The 25207-nt window shown below is 56.4% G+C and carries 16 protein-coding genes and 1 pseudogene; 7 read left to right on the top strand and 10 right to left on the bottom strand.

Translation table 11 applies throughout. The features are described 5' to 3' along the window. Position 1 precedes the first annotated feature (1 nt). Together OVA10_RS00535 and gltB are read right to left on the bottom strand one after the other, a co-directional pair. Positions 2 to 1421 (bottom strand): annotated as a pseudogene (locus OVA10_RS00535) (glutamate synthase small subunit). A 9-nt stretch (positions 1422 to 1430) separates the two neighbouring features. Continuing rightward, entirely contained in the window at positions 1431 to 5891 is a 4461-nt protein-coding gene (gltB, locus tag OVA10_RS00530) for a glutamate synthase large subunit (RefSeq protein ID WP_268194852.1), read from the bottom strand. 684 nt (positions 5892 to 6575) lie between these two features. Here gltB and OVA10_RS00525 point away from each other — a divergent pair. Beyond that, complete coding sequence (locus tag OVA10_RS00525) at positions 6576 to 7520, top strand: TIGR01212 family radical SAM protein (protein WP_123428869.1); 945 nt, start codon at positions 6576 to 6578, stop codon at positions 7518 to 7520. Here OVA10_RS00525 and OVA10_RS00520 read toward each other — a convergent pair. Further along, positions 7497 to 8999, bottom strand: a complete 1503-nt coding sequence (locus tag OVA10_RS00520; RefSeq protein ID WP_268194850.1) for a helicase HerA-like C-terminal domain-containing protein — start codon at positions 8997 to 8999, stop codon at positions 7497 to 7499. The two genes, OVA10_RS00525 and OVA10_RS00520, sit on opposite strands and share 24 nt — an antisense overlap. A gap of 137 nt (positions 9000 to 9136) precedes the next feature. Here OVA10_RS00520 and OVA10_RS00515 point away from each other — a divergent pair, with 137 nt between their 5' ends. Beyond that, positions 9137 to 10774, top strand: a complete 1638-nt coding sequence (locus tag OVA10_RS00515) for a dihydroxyacetone kinase subunit DhaK (RefSeq protein ID WP_268194848.1) — start codon at positions 9137 to 9139, stop codon at positions 10772 to 10774. A gap of 89 nt (positions 10775 to 10863) precedes the next feature. Here OVA10_RS00515 and ahr read toward each other — a convergent pair whose 3' ends face one another. From ahr to pepA, 5 genes are all read right to left on the bottom strand, one after another. Continuing rightward, positions 10864 to 11883, bottom strand: coding sequence for an NADPH-dependent aldehyde reductase Ahr (gene ahr / locus OVA10_RS00510; protein ID WP_102105500.1), 1020 nt, complete (start codon positions 11881 to 11883; stop codon positions 10864 to 10866). A gap of 83 nt (positions 11884 to 11966) precedes the next feature. Then, the gene (locus OVA10_RS00505) at positions 11967 to 12470 is read right to left on the bottom strand and encodes a GNAT family N-acetyltransferase (RefSeq protein WP_107702759.1); all 504 of its coding nucleotides are present in this window, start codon (positions 12468 to 12470) and stop codon (positions 11967 to 11969) included. Positions 12471 to 12593: 123 nt separating this feature from the next. After that, complete coding sequence (locus OVA10_RS00500) at positions 12594 to 15449, bottom strand: valine--tRNA ligase (RefSeq protein ID WP_102105497.1); 2856 nt, start codon at positions 15447 to 15449, stop codon at positions 12594 to 12596. Beyond that, a complete protein-coding gene (gene holC / locus OVA10_RS00495; RefSeq protein WP_100778716.1) occupies positions 15449 to 15892 on the bottom strand; it encodes a DNA polymerase III subunit chi in 444 nt (147 codons plus the stop codon). Before holC ends, OVA10_RS00500 begins: the two co-directional genes overlap by 1 nt. A 107-nt stretch (positions 15893 to 15999) precedes the next feature. After that, entirely contained in the window at positions 16000 to 17511 is a 1512-nt protein-coding gene (gene pepA, locus OVA10_RS00490; RefSeq protein WP_100778717.1) for a leucyl aminopeptidase, read from the bottom strand. A 266-nt stretch (positions 17512 to 17777) separates the two neighbouring features. Between pepA and lptF the strand changes: the two genes are divergently transcribed. The 5 genes from lptF to mtgA all read left to right on the top strand — a co-directional run bounded on the left by lptF (position 17778) and on the right by mtgA (position 24042). Next, complete coding sequence (gene lptF, locus OVA10_RS00485) at positions 17778 to 18878, top strand: LPS export ABC transporter permease LptF (RefSeq protein WP_100778718.1); 1101 nt, start codon at positions 17778 to 17780, stop codon at positions 18876 to 18878. Next, positions 18878 to 19960: an LPS export ABC transporter permease LptG gene (lptG, locus tag OVA10_RS00480; RefSeq protein WP_100778719.1), complete on the top strand. Its 1083-nt coding sequence runs from the start codon at positions 18878 to 18880 to the stop codon at positions 19958 to 19960. Before lptF ends, lptG begins: the two co-directional genes overlap by 1 nt. 137 nt (positions 19961 to 20097) lie before the next feature. Next, positions 20098 to 22431: an aerobic respiration two-component sensor histidine kinase ArcB gene (gene arcB, locus OVA10_RS00475; protein WP_231275535.1), complete on the top strand. Its 2334-nt coding sequence runs from the start codon at positions 20098 to 20100 to the stop codon at positions 22429 to 22431. A gap of 232 nt (positions 22432 to 22663) precedes the next feature. Then, positions 22664 to 23317 (top strand): isoprenoid biosynthesis glyoxalase ElbB, encoded by a 654-nt coding sequence (elbB, locus tag OVA10_RS00470; RefSeq protein ID WP_268194843.1) that lies wholly within the window; start codon positions 22664 to 22666, stop codon positions 23315 to 23317. Beyond that, complete coding sequence (gene mtgA, locus OVA10_RS00465) at positions 23314 to 24042, top strand: monofunctional biosynthetic peptidoglycan transglycosylase (RefSeq protein WP_102105494.1); 729 nt, start codon at positions 23314 to 23316, stop codon at positions 24040 to 24042. The genes elbB and mtgA overlap by 4 nt, the downstream gene beginning before the upstream one ends. Positions 24043 to 24046: 4 nt before the next feature. On the opposite strand, the gene npr is transcribed toward mtgA, so the two are convergent. Next, the gene (gene npr, locus OVA10_RS00460; RefSeq protein ID WP_095283587.1) at positions 24047 to 24319 is read right to left on the bottom strand and encodes a PTS phosphocarrier protein NPr; all 273 of its coding nucleotides are present in this window, start codon (positions 24317 to 24319) and stop codon (positions 24047 to 24049) included. Then, on the bottom strand, positions 24316 to 25170 hold the full coding sequence (gene rapZ, locus OVA10_RS00455; RefSeq protein ID WP_100778723.1) for an RNase adapter RapZ: 855 nt from the start codon (positions 25168 to 25170) through the stop codon (positions 24316 to 24318). The genes npr and rapZ overlap by 4 nt, the downstream gene beginning before the upstream one ends. Positions 25171 to 25207 lie beyond the last annotated feature (37 nt).

Raw genomic sequence — 25207 nt, 5'->3', positions numbered from 1 at the left:
TTTACACTTCCAGGTAGTTCATGATCCCATCTGCCGCTTTCCGGCCTTCGGCAATTGCTGTAACCACCAGATCGGAACCGCGAACGATATCGCCGCCGGCGAAGATTTTCGGGTTGCTGGTCTGGAAGGCGTTTTCGCTACCTTCTGGCGCAATCACGCGGCCCTGGGAATCCAGCTCAACGCTGTGTTTCGCCAGCCACTCCATGCTGTGAGGGCGGAAACCAAATGCCATCACGACCGCATCTGCCGGAACCACATGCTCGGAGCCTGCCACGATTTCTGCGCGACGACGGCCTTTGGCATCCGGTGCACCCATTTCGGTACGCGCCATCTTCACGCCGCTGACTTTGCCGTTTGCATTCACTTCGATGCCTAATGGCTGAACGTTGAACTGGAACTCAACGCCCTCTTCACGCGCGTTTTTTCACTTCGCGTTTCGAGCCAGGCATGTTCTCTTCGTCACGACGGTAGGCACAGATAACGTGCGTCGCGTTCTGACGGATTGAGGTACGCACGCAGTCCATCGCCGTATCACCGCCACCCAGCACCACCACACGTTTGCCTTCCATCGTGACGTACGGCTCAGCAGGGGTTTCACCGAAGCCCATCATCTGCTTGGTGTTGGCAATCAGGAACGGCAGGGCGTCAAACACGCCCGGAGCGTCTTCGTTTTCCAGCCCACCGCGCATCGACTGATAGGTGCCGACGCCGAGGAACACGGCATCGTAATCCTTCAGCAGATCGTCGATCTGGATATCACGGCCGACTTCGATGTTCAGTTTGAACTCAATGCCCATGTCGGTGAAGATTTCGCGACGGCGGGTCATGACCTCTTTTTCCAGCTTAAAGGCCGGAATACCGAAGGTCAGCAGCCCGCCGATCTCCGGATGACGATCGAACACCACGGCTTTGACGCCGTTGCGGGTCAGCACGTCGGCACATGCCAGACCTGCCGGACCTGCGCCGATGATCGCCACGCGTTTGTCCGTCTGACGCACGCCGGTCATGTCCGGACGCCAGCCCATCTCAAACGCTTTATCGTTGATATAGCGCTCAATGTTACCGATGGTCACCGCGCCAAACTCGTCGTTCAGCGTACAGGAACCTTCGCACAGACGGTCCTGCGGACACACGCGGCCACACACCTCTGGCAGGGTGTTGGTCTGGTGCGACAGCTCGGCGGCTTCGAAAATACGCCCTTCGTTGGCCAGCTTCAGCCAGTTCGGAATGTAGTTGTGGACCGGGCATTTCCATTCGCAGTACGGGTTGCCGCAGGACAGGCAGCGATCTGCCTGCGCCTTGGCCTGGCCTTCTGAAAACGGCTCGTAAATTTCAACAAATTCAATTTTACGGATCTTCAGCGGTTTCTTTGGCGGATCAACGCGCTGCAGGTCGATAAACTGGTATACGTTCTGGCTCATTGCTACCCCTTACTGCGCCTGCACACGCAGCTCTGCTGCGCTACGACTACGGTGACCCAACAGTGCTTTAACATCGCTGGACTTCGGTTTAACCAACGCGAATTTCGCCGAGAATGCTGGCCAGTTCGCCAGGATCTCTTCGCCGCGCGAAGAACCGGTATGCTGCACATGCTCGGTAATCAGACCGCGCAGATGTTCCTCGTGGATCGCCAGTGTTTCAACGTCCAGCACTTCTACCAGTTCCGGGTTAACGCGTTTACGGAACTCACCGTCTTCGTCCAGGACATAGGCGAAACCGCCCGTCATGCCTGCGCCGAAGTTCACGCCGGTTTTGCCCATTATGCAGACAATCCCGCCGGTCATGTATTCACAGCCGTTATCGCCGATACCTTCAACCACCGTGATGGCACCGGAGTTACGTACCGCAAAACGCTCGCCCGCACGGCCTGCGGCAAACAGACGTCCGCCCGTCGCGCCGTACAGACAGGTGTTACCGATGATGCTCGCTTCGTGGCTGCGGAACGCAGACCCAACCGGAGGACGCACCGCCAGCAGACCGCCCGCCATGCCTTTGCCGACGTAGTCATTGGCATCGCCGGTCAGGTACAGCTCAACGCCGCCGGCGTTCCAGACGCCGAAGCTCTGACCCGCCGTACCGCTGAAGTGCGCGGTAATAGGATCGGCTGCCAGCCCCTGATCGCCATGGGTCTGCGCGATATAGCCAGAGAGCGTAGCGCCTACGGAGCGGTCGGTGTTGCGGATATCAAACCAGAACGTTTTGCTCTGTTTGTCATCAACATACGATTTCGCCTGCTGCAGCAGCTGCGCGTTCAGCACGCCATTGTCGAATGGCGGGTTGTTCTCGGTGCAGTAAACGGCTTTACCTGCGTGCGGCTCGGCGGTTTCCAGCAGACGGGACAGCTCCAGTTTCTGCTGCTTGGCGGTAAACCCTTCCAGCTCTTTCAGCAGGTCGGTACGGCCAATCAGATCGACCAGACGCTTCACACCCAGCTGTGCCATCAGCTCGCGAGTTTCGCGGGCGATGAATTCAAAGTAGTTAGTCACTTTGAACGGCAGGCCGTGGTAGTGGTTCTTACGCAGTTTTTCGTCCTGAGTTGCCACACCGGTAGCGCAGTTGTTCAGGTGACAAATACGCAGGTATTTACAGCCCAGCGCTACCATTGGCCCAGTGCCAAAGCCGAAGCTTTCTGCGCCGAGAATCGCGGCTTTGATGATGTCGAGACCGGTTTTCAGGCCGCCATCCACCTGCAGACGGATCTTGTGACGCAGGCCGTTAGCCACCAGTGCCTGTTGTGTTTCCACAAGGCCCAGCTCCCACGGACAGCCCGCGTATTTCACGGAGGAGAGTGGGCTTGCGCCTGTCCCGCCGTCATAACCTGCGATGGTAATCAGGTCCGCGTAGGCTTTTGCCACACCGGTGGCGATCGTGCCCACGCCCGGTTCGGAAACCAGCTTCACGGAGATCATCGCTTTCGGGTTGACCTGTTTCAGGTCGAAAATCAGCTGCGCCAAATCCTCGATAGAGTAAATATCGTGGTGCGGCGGAGGGGAGATCAGCGTTACGCCCGGGACGGAGTAGCGCAGTTTGGCGATGTACGGCGTGACCTTATCACCCGGTAACTGACCGCCTTCGCCCGGCTTCGCACCCTGCGCGACTTTAATCTGAATCACGTCGGCGTTGACCAGGTACGCTGGCGTCACGCCAAAGCGACCAGAAGCCACCTGCTTAATGCGCGACACTTTGTTGGTGCCGTAACGCGCAGGATCTTCGCCGCCTTCGCCGGAGTTCGAGTTACCGCCGATGCTGTTCATCGCTTCGGCAAGCGCTTCGTGGGCTTCCGGGCTGAGTGCGCCGATGGACATCGCCGCAGTATCAAAGCGTTTATACAGTTCGCTGGCCGGTTCAACGTCATCAATGCTGACGGTTTCGCCGTTTGGATTCACCGCCAGCAGATCGCGCAGCGTAGCCGCCGGGCGCTCGTTAACCAGACTGGAATACTGCTGATAATCGCTGTATTCGCCGCTCTGAACCGCCTGTTGCAGGGTGCGCACCACGTCCGGATTGTAGGCGTGGTATTCACCGCCGTGAACGTATTTCAGCAGACCGCCTTGATCCAGCGGTTTGCGCGCCAGCCATGCGCGTTTGGACAGGTTCAGCAGGTCCTGCTGGAAGTCAGAGAATCCGGCACCGCCGATACGGCTGATCACGCCCTGGAAGCAGAGATCTGCGACATCATCGTGCAGACCGACCGCTTCGAACAGTTTCGAGCAGCGGTAAGAGGCGATAGTCGAGATGCCCATTTTGGACATGATCTTGTACAGACCTTTGTTGATGCCGTTACGGTAGTTCAGCATCACGGTACGGTAATCTTTCTCGATGGCATGGCCGTCGACCAGTTTCGCCAGCGTTTCGTATGCCAGGTACGGATAGATAGCCGTCGCACCGAAGCCCAGCAGCACGGCGAAGTGGTGCGGATCGCGTGCGCTTGCTGTTTCAACAATGATGTTGGCGTCGCAGCGCAGGCTCTTATCCACCAGGCGGGTCTGAATGGCACCCACCGCCATCGGAGCCGGAACCGGCAGGCGGTTTTTAGCGATGTTACGGTCAGACAGCACCAGCAGAACGGTGCCGTTACGGACCATCTGCTCGGCCTTATCACACAGGGCTTTCACCGTCTCTTCGAGGCTCGTTTCGGTCACGTCGAAGGTAATATCGAGCGTGTCGGCGCGGTAGTGCTCCTCAGTCAAGGTGGTGAGCTGTTTGAAATCGGAGTACAGCAGAATCGGCGACTTAAAGCTCAGGCGATGCGCCTGGCCTTCGGCTTCGCAGAAGACGTTCATCTCGCGACCGATACTGGTGGCCAGCGACATCACGTGCGCTTCGCGCAGCGGATCGATTGGCGGGTTGGTCACCTGCGCAAACTGCTGGCGGAAATAATCGTAAATGATGCGTGGCTGGCTGGAGAGCACGGCAAACGGGGTATCATCACCCATTGAGCCGACCGCTTCCTGGCCATTTTCGCCGAGGACGCGGATAACAGAATCCAGCTCTTCGGCGCTGTAGTTAAACTGTTTCTGGTAGCTGGCGAGGGTGTCGTCGTCCAGCTCGCGGCTGCCGACTTCTTCGTTCGACAGATCTTCAAACGGCACCAGACGGCGGACGTTTGTCTCCATCCACTCTTTGTACGGATGGCGGCTTTTCAGATCGTCATCGGTTTCCGCCGAGTGCAGAATGCGCCCGCTGCGGGTGTCGATAACCATCAGTTCGCCAGGGCCGACGCGGCCTTTTTCGACCACTTCGTCAGGCTGGTAATCCCAGATCCCCACTTCGGACGCGCAGGTGATCAGCTTGTCCTTGGTGATGACGTAGCGCGCCGGGCGCAGACCGTTACGGTCGAGGTTACAGGCGGCGTAGCGTCCATCGGACATAACGATGCCTGCCGGGCCGTCCCACGGCTCCATGTGCATGGAGTTAAAGTCGAAGAACGCGCGCAGGTCCGGGTCCATATCCGGGTTGTTCTGCCAGGCTGGCGGAACAAGCAGACGCATTGCACGTACGATATCCATCCCGCCTGCCAGCAGCAGTTCGAGCATGTTATCCATCGAGCTGGAGTCAGAGCCGGTTTCGTTGACGAACGGGGCGGCGTCATGCAGATCCGGGATCAGCGGAGTCTGGAATTTATAGGTACGCGCACGCGCCCACTGGCGGTTACCGGTGATGGTGTTGATCTCACCGTTGTGCGCCAGATAGCGGAAAGGCTGAGCCAGCGGCCAGCGTGGAACGGTGTTGGTGGAGAAGCGCTGGTGGAAGAGGCAAATGGCCGATTCCAGACGCAGGTCCGCGAGGTCCAGGTAGAAGCGCGGCAGGTCAGCCGGCATACACAGACCTTTATAGATGTTCACCAGGTTCGAGAGGCTACAGACGTAGAACTCTTTATCGTCCTGCAAACGTTTTTCGATGCGGCGACGGGCAATAAACAGGCGGCGTTCCATATCGCGCGGACGCCAGCCCGCAGGCGCATTCACAAAAATCTGTTCGATACGTGGCAGCGAGGAGAGGGCGATTTCACCGAGCACCCCTTCGTTGGTTGGCACATTGCGCCAGCCGACAATCGACAGGGTTTCGCGTTGAAGTTCTTCTTCGACGATGCGGCGTGAGGCGGCAGCTTTTTCAGGGTCCTGATTCAGGAACAGCATGCCGACAGCGTAGTTTTTGGCTAAACGCCAGCCGCGCTCTTGCGCAACGATGCGGAAGAAACGATCCGGTTTTTGTAGCAGCAAGCCACAACCATCGCCGGTTTTACCATCAGCGAGGATTGCACCACGGTGCTGCATACGGGCCAGTGCGTGTATAGCGGTACGCACTACCTTGTGGCTAGGTTCGCCTTCTATGTGGGCGATCAGGCCGAAACCACAGTTATCCTTCTCAAGGGATTTATCGTACAACATATCAGTGAACCTCCCCAGGCTCTTCGGGACTCCCCACTGAACCGTGGCGCACAGGCACAGAAAGAGCGCGGCGACGGGGTTTGCGTTTCATACGCGCACCTCGCATTCGCCCTCTTCATTTCCTTTTCGCACAGGTCAAACAAGTTTGAGGACTTGCTTCAGAGGGAATCTCAATTACTGCATAAATATGATAAGCAGGCTGCTTATCCATAAAGCTTCCAGCGGATTTCCAACTTATCGGGAATTGATACACAGGTCAAATGGCAATCTTATTTATACAAAAATGTGCTAAAGGTGAGTTATTTATTTGAATATAAAAGAGATTTAATCGGTTTTGCAGCCGCAAAAGAGAGGGGGAAGGCGCGAGGGAGTGTGATCTGACTCACTATCTGAAAGCGGTATTATCCCTTTAGCGTGCTGAATGGCGGGTTTTTTGCAGGATAATAATCTGGTACCGGCGATCAAGTTGCATAATCGCACTGTTTTACTGCCAGAGGGCGATAAGTGAAAAAATCCCCGCGAACATAAGGAAAAGTAATTGCCAGGGTGATGAATGAAATTGCAGTAATAGTGAGTTTTTATTCAAATGAATAATAGCCGTCCAGGGCGATTGATCCAGGTCATCGCCGACAGAGGCTAAAAATGGCAGGCTTGTCCCCTTTCTACGGGACGGTCTATCAGATTATGCAGTTACAGAAATTAGTCAACATGTTTGGTGGGGATCTTTCACGCCGCTACGGGCAAAAGGTTCACAAGCTCACGCTGCACGGCGGTTTTAGCTGCCCTAATCGCGATGGCACCATCGGGCGTGGCGGTTGTACTTTCTGTAATGTGGCCTCTTTTGCCGATGAGGCGCAGCAACATAACTCTATCGCCGAGCAGCTTTCCCATCAGGCGAGTCTGGTTAACCGCGCAAAACAGTATCTGGCCTATTTCCAGGCCTACACCAGCACCTTTGCAGAAGTGCAGGTGCTGCGATCCATGTATCAGCAGGCCGTAAGCCAGGCGAATATCGTCGGGCTATGTGTCGGCACGCGCCCGGACTGCGTACCTGAAGCCGTACTGGATTTACTGAGCGAATATAAAGATCTGGGCTACGAAATCTGGCTGGAGCTGGGATTGCAGACCGCGCATGACAAAACACTGCATCGGATCAATCGTGGTCATGATTTTGCCTGTTACCAGAAAACCACCCGACTGGCGCGGGAGCGCGGTTTAAAGGTCTGTTCGCATCTGATTGTCGGTCTGCCGGGAGAAGGGCAGCAGCACGGTCTGGAAACCCTGGAAAGAGTTGTAGAGACGGGCGTGGATGGCATTAAGCTCCACCCGCTGCATATTGTAACCGGAAGCACCATGGCGAAAGCCTGGGAAGCCGGGCGGTTAAATGGCATTGCGCTGGACGAGTACACCGTGACGGCAGGGGAGATGATCCGCCACACGCCGCCGGAGGTGATTTACCACCGCATCTCTGCCAGCGCACGCCGCCCAACGCTTCTCGCGCCGCTGTGGTGCGAGAACCGCTGGACGGGGATGGTCGAACTGGATCGTTATCTGAACCAGCACGGTGTGCAAGGCTCGGCGTTAGGTACGCCGTGGGTCTCCCCGCTACCGACGTCGTCCACCCAGTAAACTCCCCAGCATGCCGCGCACAATCTGATTCGTCACCTGCCGCGCGGCGCTTTTAGCCATCGTCTGCACCACGCCATCGCGTTTGCCGCCGCGTGGGCCGGTGCTGCCAAACAGAATATCTTTCAGCCCGCCGAGAATGCCGTCGTCAACGGCAACATCACCCCCTTTAGCCGCTGGAGCTTGCTGCTTCTCGGTACTCGTCTGAACCCCTTTTTGCAGCATCTCAAACGCGGACTCACGATCCACTTCCTCCTCGTATTTGCCGTAAACCGGCGAGTGGTTGATCAGCGCGTTACGCTCGTCATCCGTCACCGGCCCCATGCGAGAGAATGGCGCGATAACCATTGCGCGTTCGACGACGGACGGGCTGCCTTTGGCATCAAGGAATGAGATGAGCGCTTCCCCGGTGCCGAGCGCCTGAATCGCCTCTTCCGTATCAAACGCAGGATTCGCGCGCATGGTTTGCGCCGCCGCTTTAACCGCTTTTTGATCTTTCGGAGTAAAGGCACGCAGCGCGTGCTGCACGCGATTCCCGAGCTGGCCCAGCACGTTATCGGGAATGTCGGATGGGTTCTGCGAGACAAAATAGACGCCCACACCTTTGGAACGGATCAGACGAATCACCTGTTCGATTTTATCCAGCAGAACCTGTGGGGCGTCGCTGAACAGCAGATGCGCTTCGTCAAAGAAGAACACAATCTTGGGTTTCTCCAGATCGCCCGCTTCCGGTAGCTGTTCATAGAGTTCAGAAAGCATCCACAGCAGGCTGGCGGCGTAGAGTTTCGGCATCTGATAGAGCTTTTCGGCGCTCAGGATGTTGATGATCCCTTTGCCGTTACTGTCGGTACGCATCCAGTCTTTGATATCCAGCATGGGTTCGCCGAAGAAATGCTCTGCGCCCTGCTGTTCTAGGCTAAGCAATCCGCGCTGAATAGCGCCCACTGATGCGGGGCTGATATTTCCGTACTGGTTCTGGAAGGATTTGGCGTTATCGCCAATGTACTGGGTAATCGCGCGCAGATCTTTAAAATCAAGTAGTAGCAAGCCCTGATCGTCGGCAATGCGGAAAATGATATTCAACACGCCGGACTGGACATCGTTAAGATTAAGAAGCCGCGCCAGCAGCAGCGGGCCGAGATCCGAGACGGTCGCGCGCACGGGATGGCCTTTCTCACCGAAAATATCCCACACCACAACAGGATTCGCCTGCGGCTGCCAGTCGGTCACGCCGATGTTTTTCAGCCGCTCAAGCAGTTTTTCTGACGCTGTCCCCTCCTGGGCGATGCCGGTTAAATCGCCTTTCACGTCAGCCATAAAGACCGGCACGCCAATACTGGAAAAAGACTCCGCCAGTTTTTGCAGAGTCACGGTTTTCCCCGTCCCGGTGGCACCGGTAATCAGCCCGTGGCGGTTCGCCATTCCGGGCAACAGGAACAACGCTTTATCCAGCGTCCGGGCAATCAGCAGTGGTGTACTCATGGTGCGCTTCCTCTCTTTGTCCTGCGTCGAGTATAGGCAACCTGACGGCAATTTGACTCAGTAAATTCCTGACTTTGCGGCGTATTACCCAGCGCGGACTATGCTTTTGCATACGATTCACAAAAAGTTGGAAAGCTATGTCCAGATTCTTTTTTAATGACCGCAAACAGCTGGTCAATGACGCCATTGAAGGCATACTGATCTCCGCGCCACACGGCAATTTGGTCAAACTCGATATCGATCCGGCCATCCGCGTGGTCGCGCGCAGTGACTGGGATAAGAGCCGGGTGGCGGTGATTTCCGGTGGGGGTTCCGGCCACGAACCGGCGCACGCCGGATTTGTCGGCAAAGGGATGTTAACCGCTGCGGTGTGCGGGGATCTGTTTGCGTCCCCGAGCGTCGACGCGGTGCTGAATGCCATCGTGGCAGTGACGGGCGATCGTGGTTGCCTGCTGATCGTTAAAAATTACACCGGCGATCGTCTGAACTTCGGCCTCGCAGCGGAAAAGGCCAAACGCTACGGACTGAAAGTCGAGATGGTGATTGTGGCTGATGACATCGCGCTTCCGGACAACAAACAGCCGCGCGGCATTGCGGGTACCGCGCTGGTCCACAAAATTGCAGGTTTTGCGGCCGAAAAAGGGAAATCGCTGAGTGAGGTCCGGGATATTGCGCAACAGGCCTGCGAAAACCTGTGGAGCCTGGGTGTGGCGATGCAGACCTGCAACCTGCCGGGAAGCGATGACGAAGAGGGGCGTATTAAGCAAGGGCATGTCGAGCTGGGTCTGGGCATTCACGGCGAGCCGGGGGCGTCGGTGCTGGATACGCAAAACAGCAAAACCATTATCGACAAGCTGATCGCGCCGCTCAAAGAGAAGGCGGGGGACGGGCGTTTTGCGGTGCTGATTAACAATCTCGGCGGCGTGTCTGCGCTGGAAATGGCGCTGCTGACGAAAGAGCTGGCGCATTCGGCGCTACAGGATCAGATTGCGTATCTCATCGGCCCCGCACCGCTGGTAAGCTCGCTGGACATGAAGGGTTTTTCTCTGTCGCTGCTCAGGCTAAACGAGACCTTTGAACGGGCGATTAATGAGCCTGTCGAGACCATCGGCTGGCAAAAACCAGTGGCGTTTGCGCCGCTGCGCACGTTGCCGCATACGGCTATACAGGATCGCGTGGACTATGCGCCTTCTGACAACGCGCAGGTGGCGGCTTTGATTGGGGCGGCGACGCAAACGCTGGTCGATCTGGAGAATCGCCTGAATGCGCTGGATGCAAAAGTGGGTGACGGCGATACGGGGTCGACCTTTGCGCAAGGCGCGCGGGACATTGCGCAGTTATTGCAAGAGAAGCAGCTGCCGCTGAACGATGTCCCGAAACTGCTGCTGCTGACGGGCGAGCGACTGGCAACGGTGATGGGCGGATCGAGCGGGGTGTTGATGTCGATCTTCTTTACTGCTGCCGGGCAAGCGCTTCACGACGGCAAACCGCTGGCGGATGCTCTCCTCAGTGGGCTTGCGCAAATGAAGCAGTACGGCGGGGCGGATCTCGGCGATCGCACGTTGATCGATGCGCTGCAACCGGCGCTGGAAGCGTTGCAGAAGAGCGACATCCAGGCTGCTGCACAGGCGGCGAAGAAAGGGGCCGACGCGACGGCCAGTATGCAAAAGGCTGGCGCGGGGCGTTCGTCGTATGTGAATAAAGAGAATCTGGACGGGGTGACGGATCCAGGGGCGGTGGCTGTTGCGGAAGTTTTTGCGGCGCTCGCGCGATAGTGTGAAATGTGCCGGGTGGCGGTTGCCTTACCCGGCCAACGATTGAGTGTTGTCGGCCCGGTAAGCAAAACGCTACCGGGCGATTAATGTCAGAAGTCCGCTTTCAACACCACGCGATAACGGGCTTTACCGTCACGCACATGCTGGATGGCTTCGTTGATTTTCGACATCGGGTAGAGTTCGGTAGTTGGCGCTACTTTGGTGCGTCCCGCGAACTTCATCAGTTTGCGCAATTCAAACGGGGTACCGGTCGCAGAGCCGGAAATGCTGCGGTCGCCGCCAATCAGGGTGAATGCCGGAACCGGAAGCGGCTTCAGCACCGCACCAACGGTGTGAAAATTCCCGCCGTATGCCAGTGCTTCAAAGTACGGCTGCCAGTCGAGATCGACATTGACGGTGTTGATGATCAGATCGAACTGACCGGCCAGCGCTTTCAGCAGTTCCGGATCGCGGCTGTTGACCACTTTATCCGCCCCCATCGCCAGCACTTCTTTCTCTTTCGCCGGATTGGAGCTAAAGGCAGTCACTTCGCAGCCCATCGCGTGCAGTAATTTGATGGCGATATGGCCTAAACCGCCGATCCCAATCACGCCGACGCGGCTGGTGGCAGTGACGTGATGCATCAGAAGTGGTTTGAAAACGGTGATACCGCCGCACAGTAGCGGGCCGGCGGATTCGATATCAATGCTGTCGGGCAACGGGATAACCCACTGCCAGTCGGCGCGAAGTTTGTCGGCGAAACCGCCTTTATTGAGGATGGTAGGAACTGCGCCTTCCAGACAGTTGATCTGGTTGCCGCTAATGCAGGCATCGCAATGGCCGCAGCTACGAGCGGTCCAGCCAATGCCGACGCGCTGGCCGACTTTCAGCCCTTTGTCCTGCGCTGCTGTACCCAGTGCCACCACGCGGCCAATCACTTCGTGTCCGGCTACCAGCGGATAGCTTGAGATGCCCCATTCATTGTCGATCATCGACAGGTCTGAGTGGCAGATCCCGCAATAATCGACCTGGACTTCGACGTCTTCTGCTTTCAGCTCGCCCGCATCGTATTCGTACAGTTCAAGGTCTGCACCTGCCTGCGGCGCGGCATAGCTTTTTATCTTCGACATCGTCTTTCCCCCGTTTTGGTGTGAACTGAGAGTGTAGAGCATTCAGTTTACAGCTGCTTAACAGAAGAGGGCGGGAAGGAGATTTACAGAATTTTCAGCATCCTGACTTCGCAATCGACATGCCCGGTACAGCCCAGCGGCGCATCGATATGTTCAAAACCCAGGTGCTCGTATAAGCCGATGGCTTCTTTGAGGAAGGCGGTCGTTTCGAGGTAGCAACGTTTAAAACCTTGCGCGCGCGCGTGATCGAGAGCAAGCAGCGCCAACTTTTTCGCCAGGCCTTGTCCGCGCACGTTCGACAGGAAATACATCTTTTGCAGCTCGCAGATATCTGGCTCGCTGCAGCTCAGTGGCGCAACACCGCCTCCACCGACGACTTTGCCGTTCTGTTCAATCACCCAGTAGGCATGGCCCGGCTGGCTGTAAAGCTGAAACAGCTCGTCCAGGTTGGGGTCGGCGACGGTATAGCCTTTATCGGCCGTCAGGCCGTACTCCGCCGACACTTCACGGATAACCGCAGCGATCCCGGCGTTGTCTTGCTCAGTGATCCGGCGCATAGCCGCTGCGACGGGGGTAATCACGCTCATAGCATTACTCATGACAAAAATTGACACACAGTTGCAGTTAATAGCACCACAGAAAGGGGAGTGCAAGCGAGGATAATTCAGGGAGGATACCCCTTGCCTGCGATCAGGCAAGGGGTAGAGGTATTACAGCGCGGCGATAACGGCCTGCTGCTCGATCAGTTTCGCTTTTGCATCGGCGAAGGCGACCAGACGTTCACGCTCTTTCGCGATAACCGCTTCAGGGGCGCGTGCGACAAAGCCTTCGTTAGCCAGCTTGCTCTCGATTTTTCCGATTTCCAGTTCGACTTTGGCCACTTCTTTTGCCAGACGAGCCAGTTCGGTCTCTTTATCGATCAGACCCGCCATTGGGATCAGCAGCTCGGCGCCTTCGATGATTTTAGTCACGGAGACCGGACCTTTGTCATCGGCTGGCAGCACGGTGATGCTTTCCAGACGCGCCATGTTTTGCAGGAAGCTACTGTTCTCGGTCACACGACGAATCGCCGTCTCGCTGCAACCGCGCAGCAGCAGTTCCAGTGGTTTGCCTGGAGAGATGTTCATCTCTGCGCGAATGTTACGGATTGCCACAATCGCCAGTTTCAGCCATTCGGTATCGGAAGCGGCTGCTTCATCTACCTGTGCGGCGTCGAATTCCGGGAACGGCTGCAGCATGATGGTGTCGGCAGTGATGCCTTTGATGACCTTCACACGCTGCCAGATGGTCTCGGTGATGAACGGGATGATTGGGTGCGCGAGACGCAGCAAACCTTCCAGAACGGTAATCAGCGTGTTGCGCGTGCCGCGCAGCTCCGCTTCATTGCCGCCATTCATTACCGGTTTGGTCAGCTCCAGATACCAGTCGCAGAACTGGTTCCAGGTGAACTCATACAGAATGCCTGCTGCGATATCAAAGCGATAGGTATCCAGCGCTTCACGGTACGCTTTGATGGTCTGGTTGAATTCCGCCAGAATCCAGCGATCCGCCAGAGACAGGGTCATTTCGCCGCCGTTAAAGCCGCAATCCTGATCTTCGGTGTTCATCAGCACGAAGCGGCTGGCGTTCCACAGCTTGTTACAGAAGTTGCGGTAACCTTCCAGACGTTTCATGTCCCAGTTGATATCGCGACCGGTAGAGGCCAGCGCTGCCAGGGTGAAACGCAGGGCGTCGGTGCCGTGCGGCTCGATGCCGTCCGGAAATTGCTTCTCGGTGCGCTTGCGAATTTTCTCTGCCAGCTGCGGCTGCATCATGTTGCCGGTACGTTTCTCCAGCAGATCTGCCAGCGAAATCCCGTCAACCATATCCAGTGGGTCAATAACGTTACCCTTGGATTTGGACATCTTCTGGCCTTCGTCGTCACGAATCAGACCGGTCATGTAGACGGTATGGAACGGAACCTGCGGCTTGCCGTTTTCATCTTTGATGAAGTGCATGGTCATCATGATCATGCGGGCAATCCAGAAGAAGATGATGTCGAAGCCGGAGACCATCACGCTGGTCGGGTGGAACTGACGCAGGGCGTCGGTGTTTTCCGGCCAGCCGAGAGTGGAGAAGGTCCACAGGGCGGAGGAGAACCACGTGTCCAGAACGTCTTCGTCCTGGCGCAGGGCCACGTCAGCGCCCAGATTATTTTCCTGACGCACTTCTTCTTCGGTGCGGCCAACGAACACGTTGCCGTCGTTATCATACCAGGCCGGGATACGATGACCCCACCACAGCTGACGAGAGATACACCAGTCCTGAATATCACGCATCCAGGAGAAGTACATGTTTTCATACTGTTTTGGTACAAACTGGATATCACCGTTCTCAACCGCTTCGACAGCCGGTTTCGCCAGGATATCGGCACGCACGTACCACTGGTCGGTCAGCATCGGCTCGATGACCACGCCACCACGGTCGCCGTAAGGAACGGTCAGATCGTGAGGTTTGATCTCTTCCAGCAGGCCGAGCGCGTCGATGGCCGCAACCACCGCTTTACGCGCAGCAAAACGTTCCAGTTTCTGGAATTCAGCCGGGATTTCAGAGGAGTAAACGTCAGACTCTTCGCCTTTGGTGTCATACACTTCCGCGCTTTCACGGATATCGCCGTCAAAGGTCAGAATGTTAATCATCGGCAGGGCGTGACGACGGCCAACTTCATAGTCATTGAAATCGTGTGCCGGGGTGATTTTCACACAGCCGGTGCCTTTTTCCATATCGGCGTGCTCGTCGCCAAGAATTGGAATACGGCGGTTCACGAGCGGCAGAACCACAAATTTACCGATCAGATCTTTGTAGCGCGGATCTTCCGGGTTAACGGCCACGCCGGTATCGCCCAGCAGGGTTTCTGGACGCGTCGTCGCAACCACCAGGTAATCTTTACCGTCTGCGGTTTTTGCGCCATCGGCCAGCGGATAGCGGATGTGCCACATGGAGCCTTTAGACTCGCGGTTTTCCACTTCCAGATCGGAGATCGCAGTGCGCAGTTTCGGGTCCCAGTTCACCAGACGTTTGCCACGGTAAATCAGGTCCTCTTTGTACAGACGGACGAAAACTTCTTTCACGGCGTTGGAAAGGCCTTCATCCATGGTGAAGCGCTCGCGCTCCCAGTCCACGGAGTTGCCGAGACGACGCATCTGACGGGTGATGGTGCCGCCAGATTCGGCTTTCCACTGCCAGATTTTGTCGATGAACGCGTCGCGACCGTAGTCGTGGCGGGTTTTACCTTCTTCAGCGGCAATCTTACGCTCAACCACCATTTGGGTCGCAATGCCCGCGTGGTCAGTCCCGGCCTGCCACAGGGTGTTTTTGCCCTGCATGCGCTGGTAACGGATCATGGTATCCATGATGGTTTGCTGGAAGGCATGACCCATATGCAAACTGCCGGTGACGTTCGGCGGCGGGATCATGATGCAGAAGGACTCTTTGCTTTCATCGCCGTTAGGCTTGAAATAGCCCTGCTCTTCCCAGTGCTCGTAAAGCGGCTGTTCGATATCTCGTGGGTTGTATGTCTTTTCCATTATTTCCAGGTTGCCGTATTCAGGTTAAAACCGGCCAGGCGGTACGCTTTGTAGCGTTCGCGCGCCAGTTGTTTCAGAGAATCTTCGTGAGGGACAAAGTCTACCACTTCTGTGAAAGCGGTGGCAAAATCTGCAAAGCCGATACGCAGGCTGATCAGAATATCGCGCGCGCTGCTGTTACGCTTTTGTGGCCAGGCAATCTCCACCGGTGCGCCACCGCGCGGCCCTTCTCCCGACAAATTATGCGGAACAAAACCTTCGGGTGGCCTTGCCCACAGCGCTTCGTCAAGACGAATCGCCTGCGCTTCATCTTCACAGGCAATCAGGACGCGTTTACCGCTGCGCCAACGTTCTGCGGCAATTTCACACACCAGCTGCTCAACGGCGCTTAAGCCATCGACGGTGTTATCGTTGTCCAGAAGGTAGAACGTCGCATTCTTCATAATATGGGGCTTCTTTGGGTGGATTTAAACGCAAAGCCGGGGGTTACCCGGCCAGCGTACACCTTGTAGGTCCGGCAAGCCTGACGCCGCCGGACAACGGCGTGCAACTACTCTTCGCCGTTAAAACCGGCGCGGTTAAGCAGGAACTGCGACAGCAGGGCAACTGGACGACCGGTAGCGCCTTTGGCTTTACCGGAGCGCCATGCGGTACCCGCGATATCCAGGTGAGCCCAGTTGTACTTGCGGGTAAAGCGTGCCAGGAAGCAACCTGCGGTAATCGCCCCGCCAGGACGGCCGCCAATGTTGGCCATATCCGCGAAGTTAGATTCTAACTGCTCCTGATACTCATCGCCCAACGGCAGACGCCATGCGCGGTCGCCCGCTTGCTCGGACGCGCCGATCAGCTCGTGGGCCAGCGGATTGTGGTTCGACATCAGGCCGGTGATGTGATGGCCGAGGGCAATCACACAGGCGCCGGTCAGCGTCGCCACGTCGATGACCGCTTCAGGCTCAAAGCGCTCCACGTAGGTCAGCACGTCGCACAGCACCAGACGGCCTTCGGCGTCGGTGTTCAGCACTTCAACGGTCTGGCCGGACATGGTGGTCAGAACATCGCCTGGGCGATACGCGCGACCACCTGGCATGTTTTCACAGCCCGCGAGTACGCCGATGACGTTAATCGGCAACTGCAGTTCGGCAACCATACGCATCACGCCGTACACTGCCGCTGCACCGCACATGTCGTACTTCATCTCATCCATGCCTTCGGCAGGCTTGATGGAGATACCGCCGGAGTCGAAGGTGAGGCCTTTGCCAACCAGCACGATAGGGCGCGCGTCTTCGGACGGATTACCTTTGTACTCGATGACCGACATCAGCGATTCGTTTTGTGAACCGTTTCCGACCGCAAGGTACGAGTGCATTCCCAGCTCTTTCATCTGCTGTTCGCCGATGACGCGGGTGACGACATTTTTGCTGTAGGAATCAGCCAGCTGACGCGCCTGCGAGGCCAGGTAACCGGCGTTGCAGATGTTTGGCGGCATATTGCCGAGATCTTTCGCCGCTTTGATACCGGCGGCAATCGCCAGACCGTGCTGAATGGCGCGCTCGCCGCTGGTCAGCTCGCGACGGGTTGGGACGTTAAAGACCATTTTACGCAGCGGACGACGCGGTTCGCTTTTGTTGGTCTTCAACTGATCAAAACTGTAGAGGCTCTCTTTCGCGGTCTCAACGGCCTGACGCACTTTCCAGTAGGTGTTGCGACCTTTCACGTGCAGTTCGGTCAGGAAGCAGACGGCTTCCATTGAGCCGGTATCATTCAGGGTATTGATAGTTTTCTGAATGACCTGCTTGTACTGGCGTTCATCAAGCTCGCGCTCTTTACCGCAACCAATCAGCAGAATGCGCTCGGACAGCACGTTGGGAACATGGTGCAGTAACAGCGTCTGCCCAGGTTTGCCTTCGAGTTCGCCACGGCGCAGCAGGGCGCTGATATAGCCGTCACTGATTTTATCGAGTTGTTCGGCGATCGGGGAGAGTCGGCGTGGTTCAAAGACGCCCACAACGATGCAGGCACTCCGCTGTTTCTCCGGGCTACCGCTTTTTACACTGAACTCCATGCACTACGCTCCTGAATCTTAAAGACAACGACGGCTGCTACGGATAGAATTGAAACCTTTCGTAACTCATGTCCGCTGTTGTGGTGACTTCGTGTTAATCTTACGTTACTACGGTTTCGACACGTCAAAAAATATCCTGAAGCGCGACACCGCCGGGTTTTTTAATCTTAGCGATGTTTTCGACGACTCAAGAGAATAAATGACGTTTAAGCCATGAAACAAGCAATTTTCCAGCAAAGAGACGGGTTTTTACGGGCGTATTTAAAGTGATAATCATAAGATATCTGGTGCGGGAGACGCTCAAAAGCCAGCTGGCGATCCTTTTCATCTTACTTCTGATCTTTTTCTGTCAGAAGTTAGTCAGGATCCTCGGCGCGGCGGTAGACGGCGAAATCCCAACAAATCTGGTGCTTTCTCTGCTCGGATTAGGCGTGCCCGAAATGGCGCAGCTTATTCTGCCGCTAAGCCTTTTCCTCGGCCTGCTCATGACGCTGGGAAAACTCTATACCGAAAGTGAAATCACCGTCATGCACGCCTGCGGCCTAAGCAAAGCCGTACTGGTGAAAGCCGCGATGGTGCTGGCACTGTTCACCGGTATCGTGGCGGCGGTAAACGTGATGTGGGCTGGCCCCTGGTCTTCCCGACATCAGGATGAAGTGCTGGCCGAAGCCAAAGCCAACCCTGGCATGGCGGCGCTCGCGCAGGGCCAGTTCCAGCAGGCCACAGACGGCAGTTCCGTCCTCTTTATTGAAAGCGTTGACGGCAGTCGATTCAACGACGTGTTCCTCGCGCAAATCCGCACCAAAGGCAACGCCCGCCCTTCCGTGGTGGTCGCGGATTCCGGTCAGCTCTCGCAGCGTAAAGATGGCTCTCAGGTGGTGACGCTGAACAAAGGCACCCGCTTTGAAGGCACCGCGCTGCTGCGCGACTTCCGTATTACCGATTTCCAGAACTATCAGGCGATTGTCGGCCATCAGAACGTAGCGCTCGATCCAACGGATACCGAGCAGATGGACATGCGTACCCTGATAAACACCGATACCAATCGCGCGAGAGCTGAACTGCACTGGCGTCTGACGCTGGTATTCACCGTGTTTATGATGGCGTTGATGGTTGTGCCACTGAGCGTGGTTAACCCGCGTCAGGGTCGTGTGCTCTCCATGCTGCCAGCGATGCTGCTCTATCTGGTGTTCTTCCTGCTGCAAACGTCTATCAAGTCGAATGGCGGCAAGGGCAAGATCGACCCGATGATCTGGATGTGGGTGGTCAATGGCCTGTACCTGCTGCTGGCAGTGGTATTAAACCTGTGGGATAGCGTGCCGATGCGCCGCATACGTGCCCGCTTTGTACGTAAAGGAGCGGTGTGATGCAGGCTTTCCGCGTTCTTGACCGCTATATCGGTAAAACTATTTTCACCACCATCATGATGACGTTGTTCATGCTGGTGTCGCTCTCGGGCATCATCAAGTTTGTCGATCAGCTGAAAAAAGCCGGGCAGGGGAGTTACGACGCACTGGGCGCCGGGATGTACACCATTCTCAGCGTGCCAAAAGATGTGCAAATCTTCTTCCCGATGGCCGCGCTGTTAGGCGCATTGCTGGGGCTGGGGATGCTGGCCCAGCGCAGTGAGCTGGTGGTGATGCAGGCTTCGGGCTTCACCCGTATGCAGGTAGCGCTGTCGGTGATGAAAACGGCTATTCCACTGGTCCTGCTGACGATGGCGATCGGTGAATGGGTCGCTCCGCAGGGCGAGCAGATGGCGCGTAACTATCGTGCGCAGGCCATGTACGGTGGCTCTTTGCTCTCAACTCAACAAGGCCTGTGGGCGAAAGACGGTAACAACTTCGTCTATATCGAACGCGTAAAGGGTGATGATGAGCTGGGCGGTGTGAGTATTTACGCCTTCAACGAACATCGCCGTTTACAGTCTGTGCGTTACGCGACCACGGCGAAATTCGATCCGGCGCAGAAGCTCTGGCGCCTGTCGCAGGTGGATGAGTCGAACCTGCAAGATCCGAAACAAATCACCGGTGCTCAGACCGTTTCGGGCACCTGGAAGACCAACCTGACGCCTGACAAACTGGGCGTGGTGGCGCTGGACCCGGATGCGCTCTCTATCAGCGGCCTGCACAATTATGTGAAGTACCTGAAGTCGAGCGGCCAGGATGCCGGGCGTTATCAGCTCAACATGTGGAGCAAAATCTTCCAGCCAATGTCCGTGGCGGTAATGATGCTGATGGCGCTGTCGTTCATCTTCGGGCCGCTGCGTAGCGTGCCGATGGGTGTGCGTGTGGTCACCGGTATCAGCTTTGGCTTTGTTTTCTACGTGCTGGACCAGATCTTTGGCCCGCTGACGCTGGTCTACGGTATTCCACCGTTGATCGGTGCGCTGCTGCCGAGCGCGTCGTTCTTCCTGATCAGCCTCTGGCTGCTTCTCAGACGCTCCTGATTGCACCTCTTCCTCACTCCCGAATCGCCGGGAGTGAGGCTAATCTCCTGATTCACGCCGCACTTTTTCACACAACCTTCAACGCCTTGCCCGGAATTTGAGTATTATTGAGCGATGAAGTCGTGAAGGGATCCCCTATGAAGCAAATTCGTATGCTTGCGCAGTACTACGTCGACCTGATGATGAAGCTCGGCCTGGTGCGTTTCTCATTGCTGTTGGCCCTGGCGCTGGTGGTGCTGGCGATTGTCGTGCAGATGGCGGTGACCATGGTGCTGCACGGCCAGGTCGAAAGTATCGACGTTATCCGCTCGATCTTCTTCGGCCTGCTGATCACCCCGTGGGCGGTCTATTTTCTCTCGGTGGTGGTGGAACAGCTGGAAGAGTCGCGCCAGCGGCTCTCCCGTCTGGTGCAGAAACTGGAGGAGATGCGCGAGCGTGACCTCAAGCTTAACGTCCAGCTAAAAGACAACATTGCGCAGCTGAACCAGGAGATTTCGGATCGTGAAAAAGCGGAAGCCGAACGTCAGGCGACCCTTGAGCAGCTCAAGGTTGAGATGAAAGAGCGTGAAGTCACGCAGATTCAGTTGGAGCAGCAATCCTCCTTCCTGCGCTCGTTCCTCGACGCTTCACCGGATCTGGTCTTCTATCGCAACGAAGATAAAGAGTTCTCCGGCTGTAACCGGGCGATGGAGCTGCTGACGGGAAAAAGTGAGAAACAGCTGATTCACCTTAAACCGCAGGATGTCTACTCGGAAGAGGCGGCGGCCAAGGTTATCGAAACCGACGAGAAGGTGTTCCGCCATAATGTCTCTCTCACCTACGAACAGTGGCTGGATTACCCCGACGGGCGCAAAGCCTGCTTTGAAATCCGTAAAGTGCCTTATTACGACCGCGTGGGCAAACGCCACGGCCTGATGGGCTTTGGCCGCGATATTACCGAGCGGAAGCGTTATCAGGACGCGCTAGAGCGTGCCAGCCGCGACAAGACCACCTTCATCTCGACCATCAGCCACGAGCTGCGTACGCCGCTGAACGGCATCGTGGGGCTTAGCCGTATTCTGCTGGACACGGAACTGACCGGCGAACAGGAAAAATACCTCAAAACTATCCACGTTTCCGCCGTGACCCTCGGTAATATCTTCAACGATATTATTGATATGGATAAGATGGAACGCCGAAAAGTCCAACTGGATAATCAGCCCGTCGACTTCACCGGTTTCCTGGCGGATCTGGAGAATCTCTCCGGTCTGCAGGCGCAGCAGAAAGGGCTGCGCTTTGTGCTGGAGCCTTCACTGCCGCTGCCGCATAAAGTGGTGACGGACGGTACGCGTCTGCGCCAGATCCTGTGGAACCTTATCAGCAACGCCGTCAAGTTCACCCAGAAAGGGGAAGTGGTGGTGCGTATTCGCTTCGATGCAGGCGATATGCTGCACTTCGAAGTGGAAGACTCCGGCATCGGCATTCCGCAGGAAGAGCAGGACAAAATCTTCGCCATGTATTATCAGGTGAAAGACAGCCACGGCGGGAAACCGGCAACGGGCACCGGGATTGGCCTGGCCGTTTCACGCCGTCTGGCGAAGAGCATGGGCGGGGATATCACCGTCTCCAGCCAGCAGGGGAAAGGCTCTGTCTTTACGCTGACGGTACATGCCCCTGCGGTTGCTGAAGAGGTGGAAGATACCTTCGAGAACGATGAACTGCCGCTGCCCGCCCTTCATGTTCTGCTGGTGGAAGATATTGAGCTGAACGTGATTGTCGCCAGGTCGGTGCTCGAAAAACTGGGTAACAGCGTCGATGTGGCCATGACCGGGACTGCCGCGCTGGAGATGTTTACGCCGGGGGAGTATGACCTCGTGCTGCTGGATATTCAGCTCCCGGATATGACCGGGCTGGACATCTCCCGCGAACTGACGCGTCGTTACGCGCGCGATGAATTACCGCCGCTGGTGGCCCTGACCGCTAACGTCCTGAAGGACAAAAAAGAGTACCTCGATGCCGGTATGGACGATGTGCTCAGCAAACCGCTGGCGGTGCCAGCCCTGACCGCTATGATCAAAAAATTCTGGGATACCTGTGATGAAGAGGAGAGCACGATGACGCCTGTAGAGAGCGAAAAAGCACAATCACTTCTGGATATCGCCATGCTGGAGCAGTACATCGATCTGGTCGGGCCGAAGCTGATCACCGATGGTGTGGCGGTGTTCGAGAAAATGATGCCGGGCTATTTAAGCGTGCTGGAGTCCAATCTGACGGCGCGCGACCAGAAAGGTATCGTCGAAGAGGGGCACAAAATTAAAGGCGCTGCCGGATCGGTCGGGTTACGCCATTTGCAGCAGTTGGGTCAGCAGATCCAGTCTCCGGATTTACCGGCGTGGTGGGATAACGTGGGTGAATGGGTTGAGGAGATGAAACAAGAGTGGCAGAACGATGTGGATGTGTTGAAAGCGTGGGTGGAAAATACCAAAAAATGACCCCGGCTAAACCGGGGTGCGCGAATACTGCGCCAACACCAGGGAAATCTTGGCAGCGCCTGTTTTTTTAGTATTGTGACTGCATGGACGCTGCCCGAAAATTTAGGCCGCACGCAGTTAAGATAGCAAATCTTAAATGATTTGTTACAGGAATCAGTGAAATGTGTGAAGCATAGCGTTTTAATCAGAATTTTTAATGTGCTTCAGAGAGTTGGAGAGAAGGGACGGCGAAATGAAAAAGGTAGGTGTTGTACTGAGCGGCTGCGGCGTTTACGACGGCGCAGAGATTCATGAGTCAGTTCTGACGCTGCTCGCACTGGCGAAACAGGGTGCAGAAGCGGTCTGTTTTGCGCCGGATAAAAGCCAGACGGATGTTATCAATCATTTATCTGGTGAATTAATGCCGGAAACCCGCAATGTGCTGATTGAAGCGGCGCGCATTGCCCGTGGCAATATCCAGCCGCTGGCACAGGCCAATGCCGAGGAGCTGGATGCCCTGATCGTGCCAGGTGGTTTTGGTGCCGCCAAAAATTTGAGTAATTTCGCCAGCCAGGGCAGCGAGTGTCGGGTCGATGATGCGCTGAAAGCGCTGGCGCAGCGCATGCACGCCGCAGGAAAACCGCTGGGCTTTATGTGCATCGCCCCTGCGATGCTGCCTAAGATTTTTGATTTCCCGCTGCGCCTGACCATCGGCACTGACATCGATACCGCTGAAGTGATCGAAGAGATGGGCGGCGAGCATGTGCCGTGCCCGGTGGAAGATATCGTGGTCGACGAGGACAATAAAATCGTGACTACACCCGCCTATATGCTGGCGCAAACTATCGCTGAAGCGGCCGTCGGTATTGAGAAACTGGTCGAACGCGTGCTGGTGCTTTCCCGGTGAGTAAAAATCGCTCTCCTGTCGCCTGGGCGAAACGCATTGTGCTGCGCGCGCTGCTGGCGCTTGCGGTGTTCTGGGGCGGTGGCATCGCGCTGTTCAGCATTGTGCCAGTGCCGTTTTCTGCGGTCATGGTTGAGCGCCAGCTCGGCGCATGGCTGACGGGGGATTTCAGCTATGTGGCCCACTCGGACTGGGTGAGCATGGACGAAATCTCCCCGTGGATGGGACTGGCGGTTATCGCGGCGGAAGATCAGAAATTCCCGGAACACTGGGGCTTTGACGTCTCGGCGATTGAAAAAGCGCTGGCTCACAATGAGCGGAATGAAAATCGCGTGCGCGGTGCCTCGACGCTCTCTCAGCAGACGGCGAAAAACCTGTTTTTATGGGATGGCAGAAGCTGGGTGCGCAAAGGGCTTGAGGCAGGTCTGACGCTGGGCATGGAGACCGTCTGGAGTAAAAAACGCATTCTGACGGTGTATCTCAATATCGCTGAGTTTGGTGATGGGGTGTTTGGCGTGGAGGCGGCGGCACAACGCTATTTCCACAAACCCGCCAGCCGCCTGACCCAAGCCGAGGCCGCACTGCTGGCCGCAGTGTTACCTAACCCGATTCGCTATAAAGCGGATGCCCCGTCAGGGTATGTCCGCAATCGTCAGGCGTGGATCATGCGCCAGATGCGACAGTTGGGTGGGGAAGGGTTTATGACCAGGAATAAATTGTACCGATGAGGACTTAGTCCTCATCAAATCCGGCGTTGAACAGCGCGACGACCGCAGCCAGCGCTTCGACTTCCTGCGGACCGGTCGCTTCCACTTCAATCTGTCGGCCCTTTGCGGAATCCAGCATCAGCAGCGCAATCACGCTGTTGGCTTCTGCTTCTGTGCCTTCATCGTTACGCAGCAGCACTTCCGCATCAAATCCTTGCATCAGTTCAAACAGTTTCATCGCCGGGCGTGCATGCATGCCCAGCTTGTTGGTGATCTCAACGGTATGTTTTACGGTCATGTTTTACGTTTTTCCAGCGTGCGATGACGAGACTGAACGTTTTTACCGCGTGAGCGGAAGTAATCAGCCAGCTGTTCGGCTATATACACCGAACGATGTTTACCGCCGGTACAACCAATTGCGACCGTCAGGTAGCTACGATTGTTGGTTTCCAGCATAGGTAACCATAGCTCAAGGTAGCTTCGCGTCTGGTAGATAAAATTGTGAACTTCTGTGTGACGATCGAGGAATGCCGCCACGGGCTTGTCCAGACCGGTCATTGGACGCAGTTTCGGGTCCCAGTGCGGGTTCGGCAGGAATCGTACGTCGAACACATAATCCGCATCGATTGGAATGCCGTGTTTGAAGCCAAAGGATTCGAACACCATGGTCAGCTCGCGCTCGCGTTTACCCAACAGGCGGGTACGCAGCATTTCTGCCAGCTCATGCACGGACATTTCAGAGGTATCGACGATCAGATCTGCACGGGAACGCAGCGGTTCCAGCAGATCGCTCTCTTCGTCGATGGCACTTTCAAGCGACAGATTCTTGCTGGAAAGGGGGTGTAAACGACGGGTGTCACTGTAGCGACGGATTAGCGTGTTACGGTCAGCGTCAAGGAACAGCAGCTGCGGCGTGAAGTTATCCGGCAGGCTGTTCATCGCCTCTTCAAAGATTTCCGGGGATTCCGGCATGTTGCGCACGTCGATACTGACCGCCGCAGAGATCTGCCGGTCAGCAAGCGTTCGCGCCAGGTCGGGCAGCAGGACAACCGGAAGGTTGTCGACGCAGTAAAATCCCATATCTTCGAGCGCTCGCAGGGCCACGGATTTCCCCGAGCCTGAACGACCGCTGACGATCATCAGCACCATGTTCCGTTTCTCCTCACGACTGCAGATGTGAAGGCCA

This window comes from Lelliottia sp. SL45 (genome assembly GCF_026672535.1).
Taxonomy (GTDB): domain Bacteria; phylum Pseudomonadota; class Gammaproteobacteria; order Enterobacterales; family Enterobacteriaceae; genus Enterobacter; species Enterobacter nimipressuralis.
This window is presented reverse-complemented; position numbering and strand designations above follow the sequence as displayed.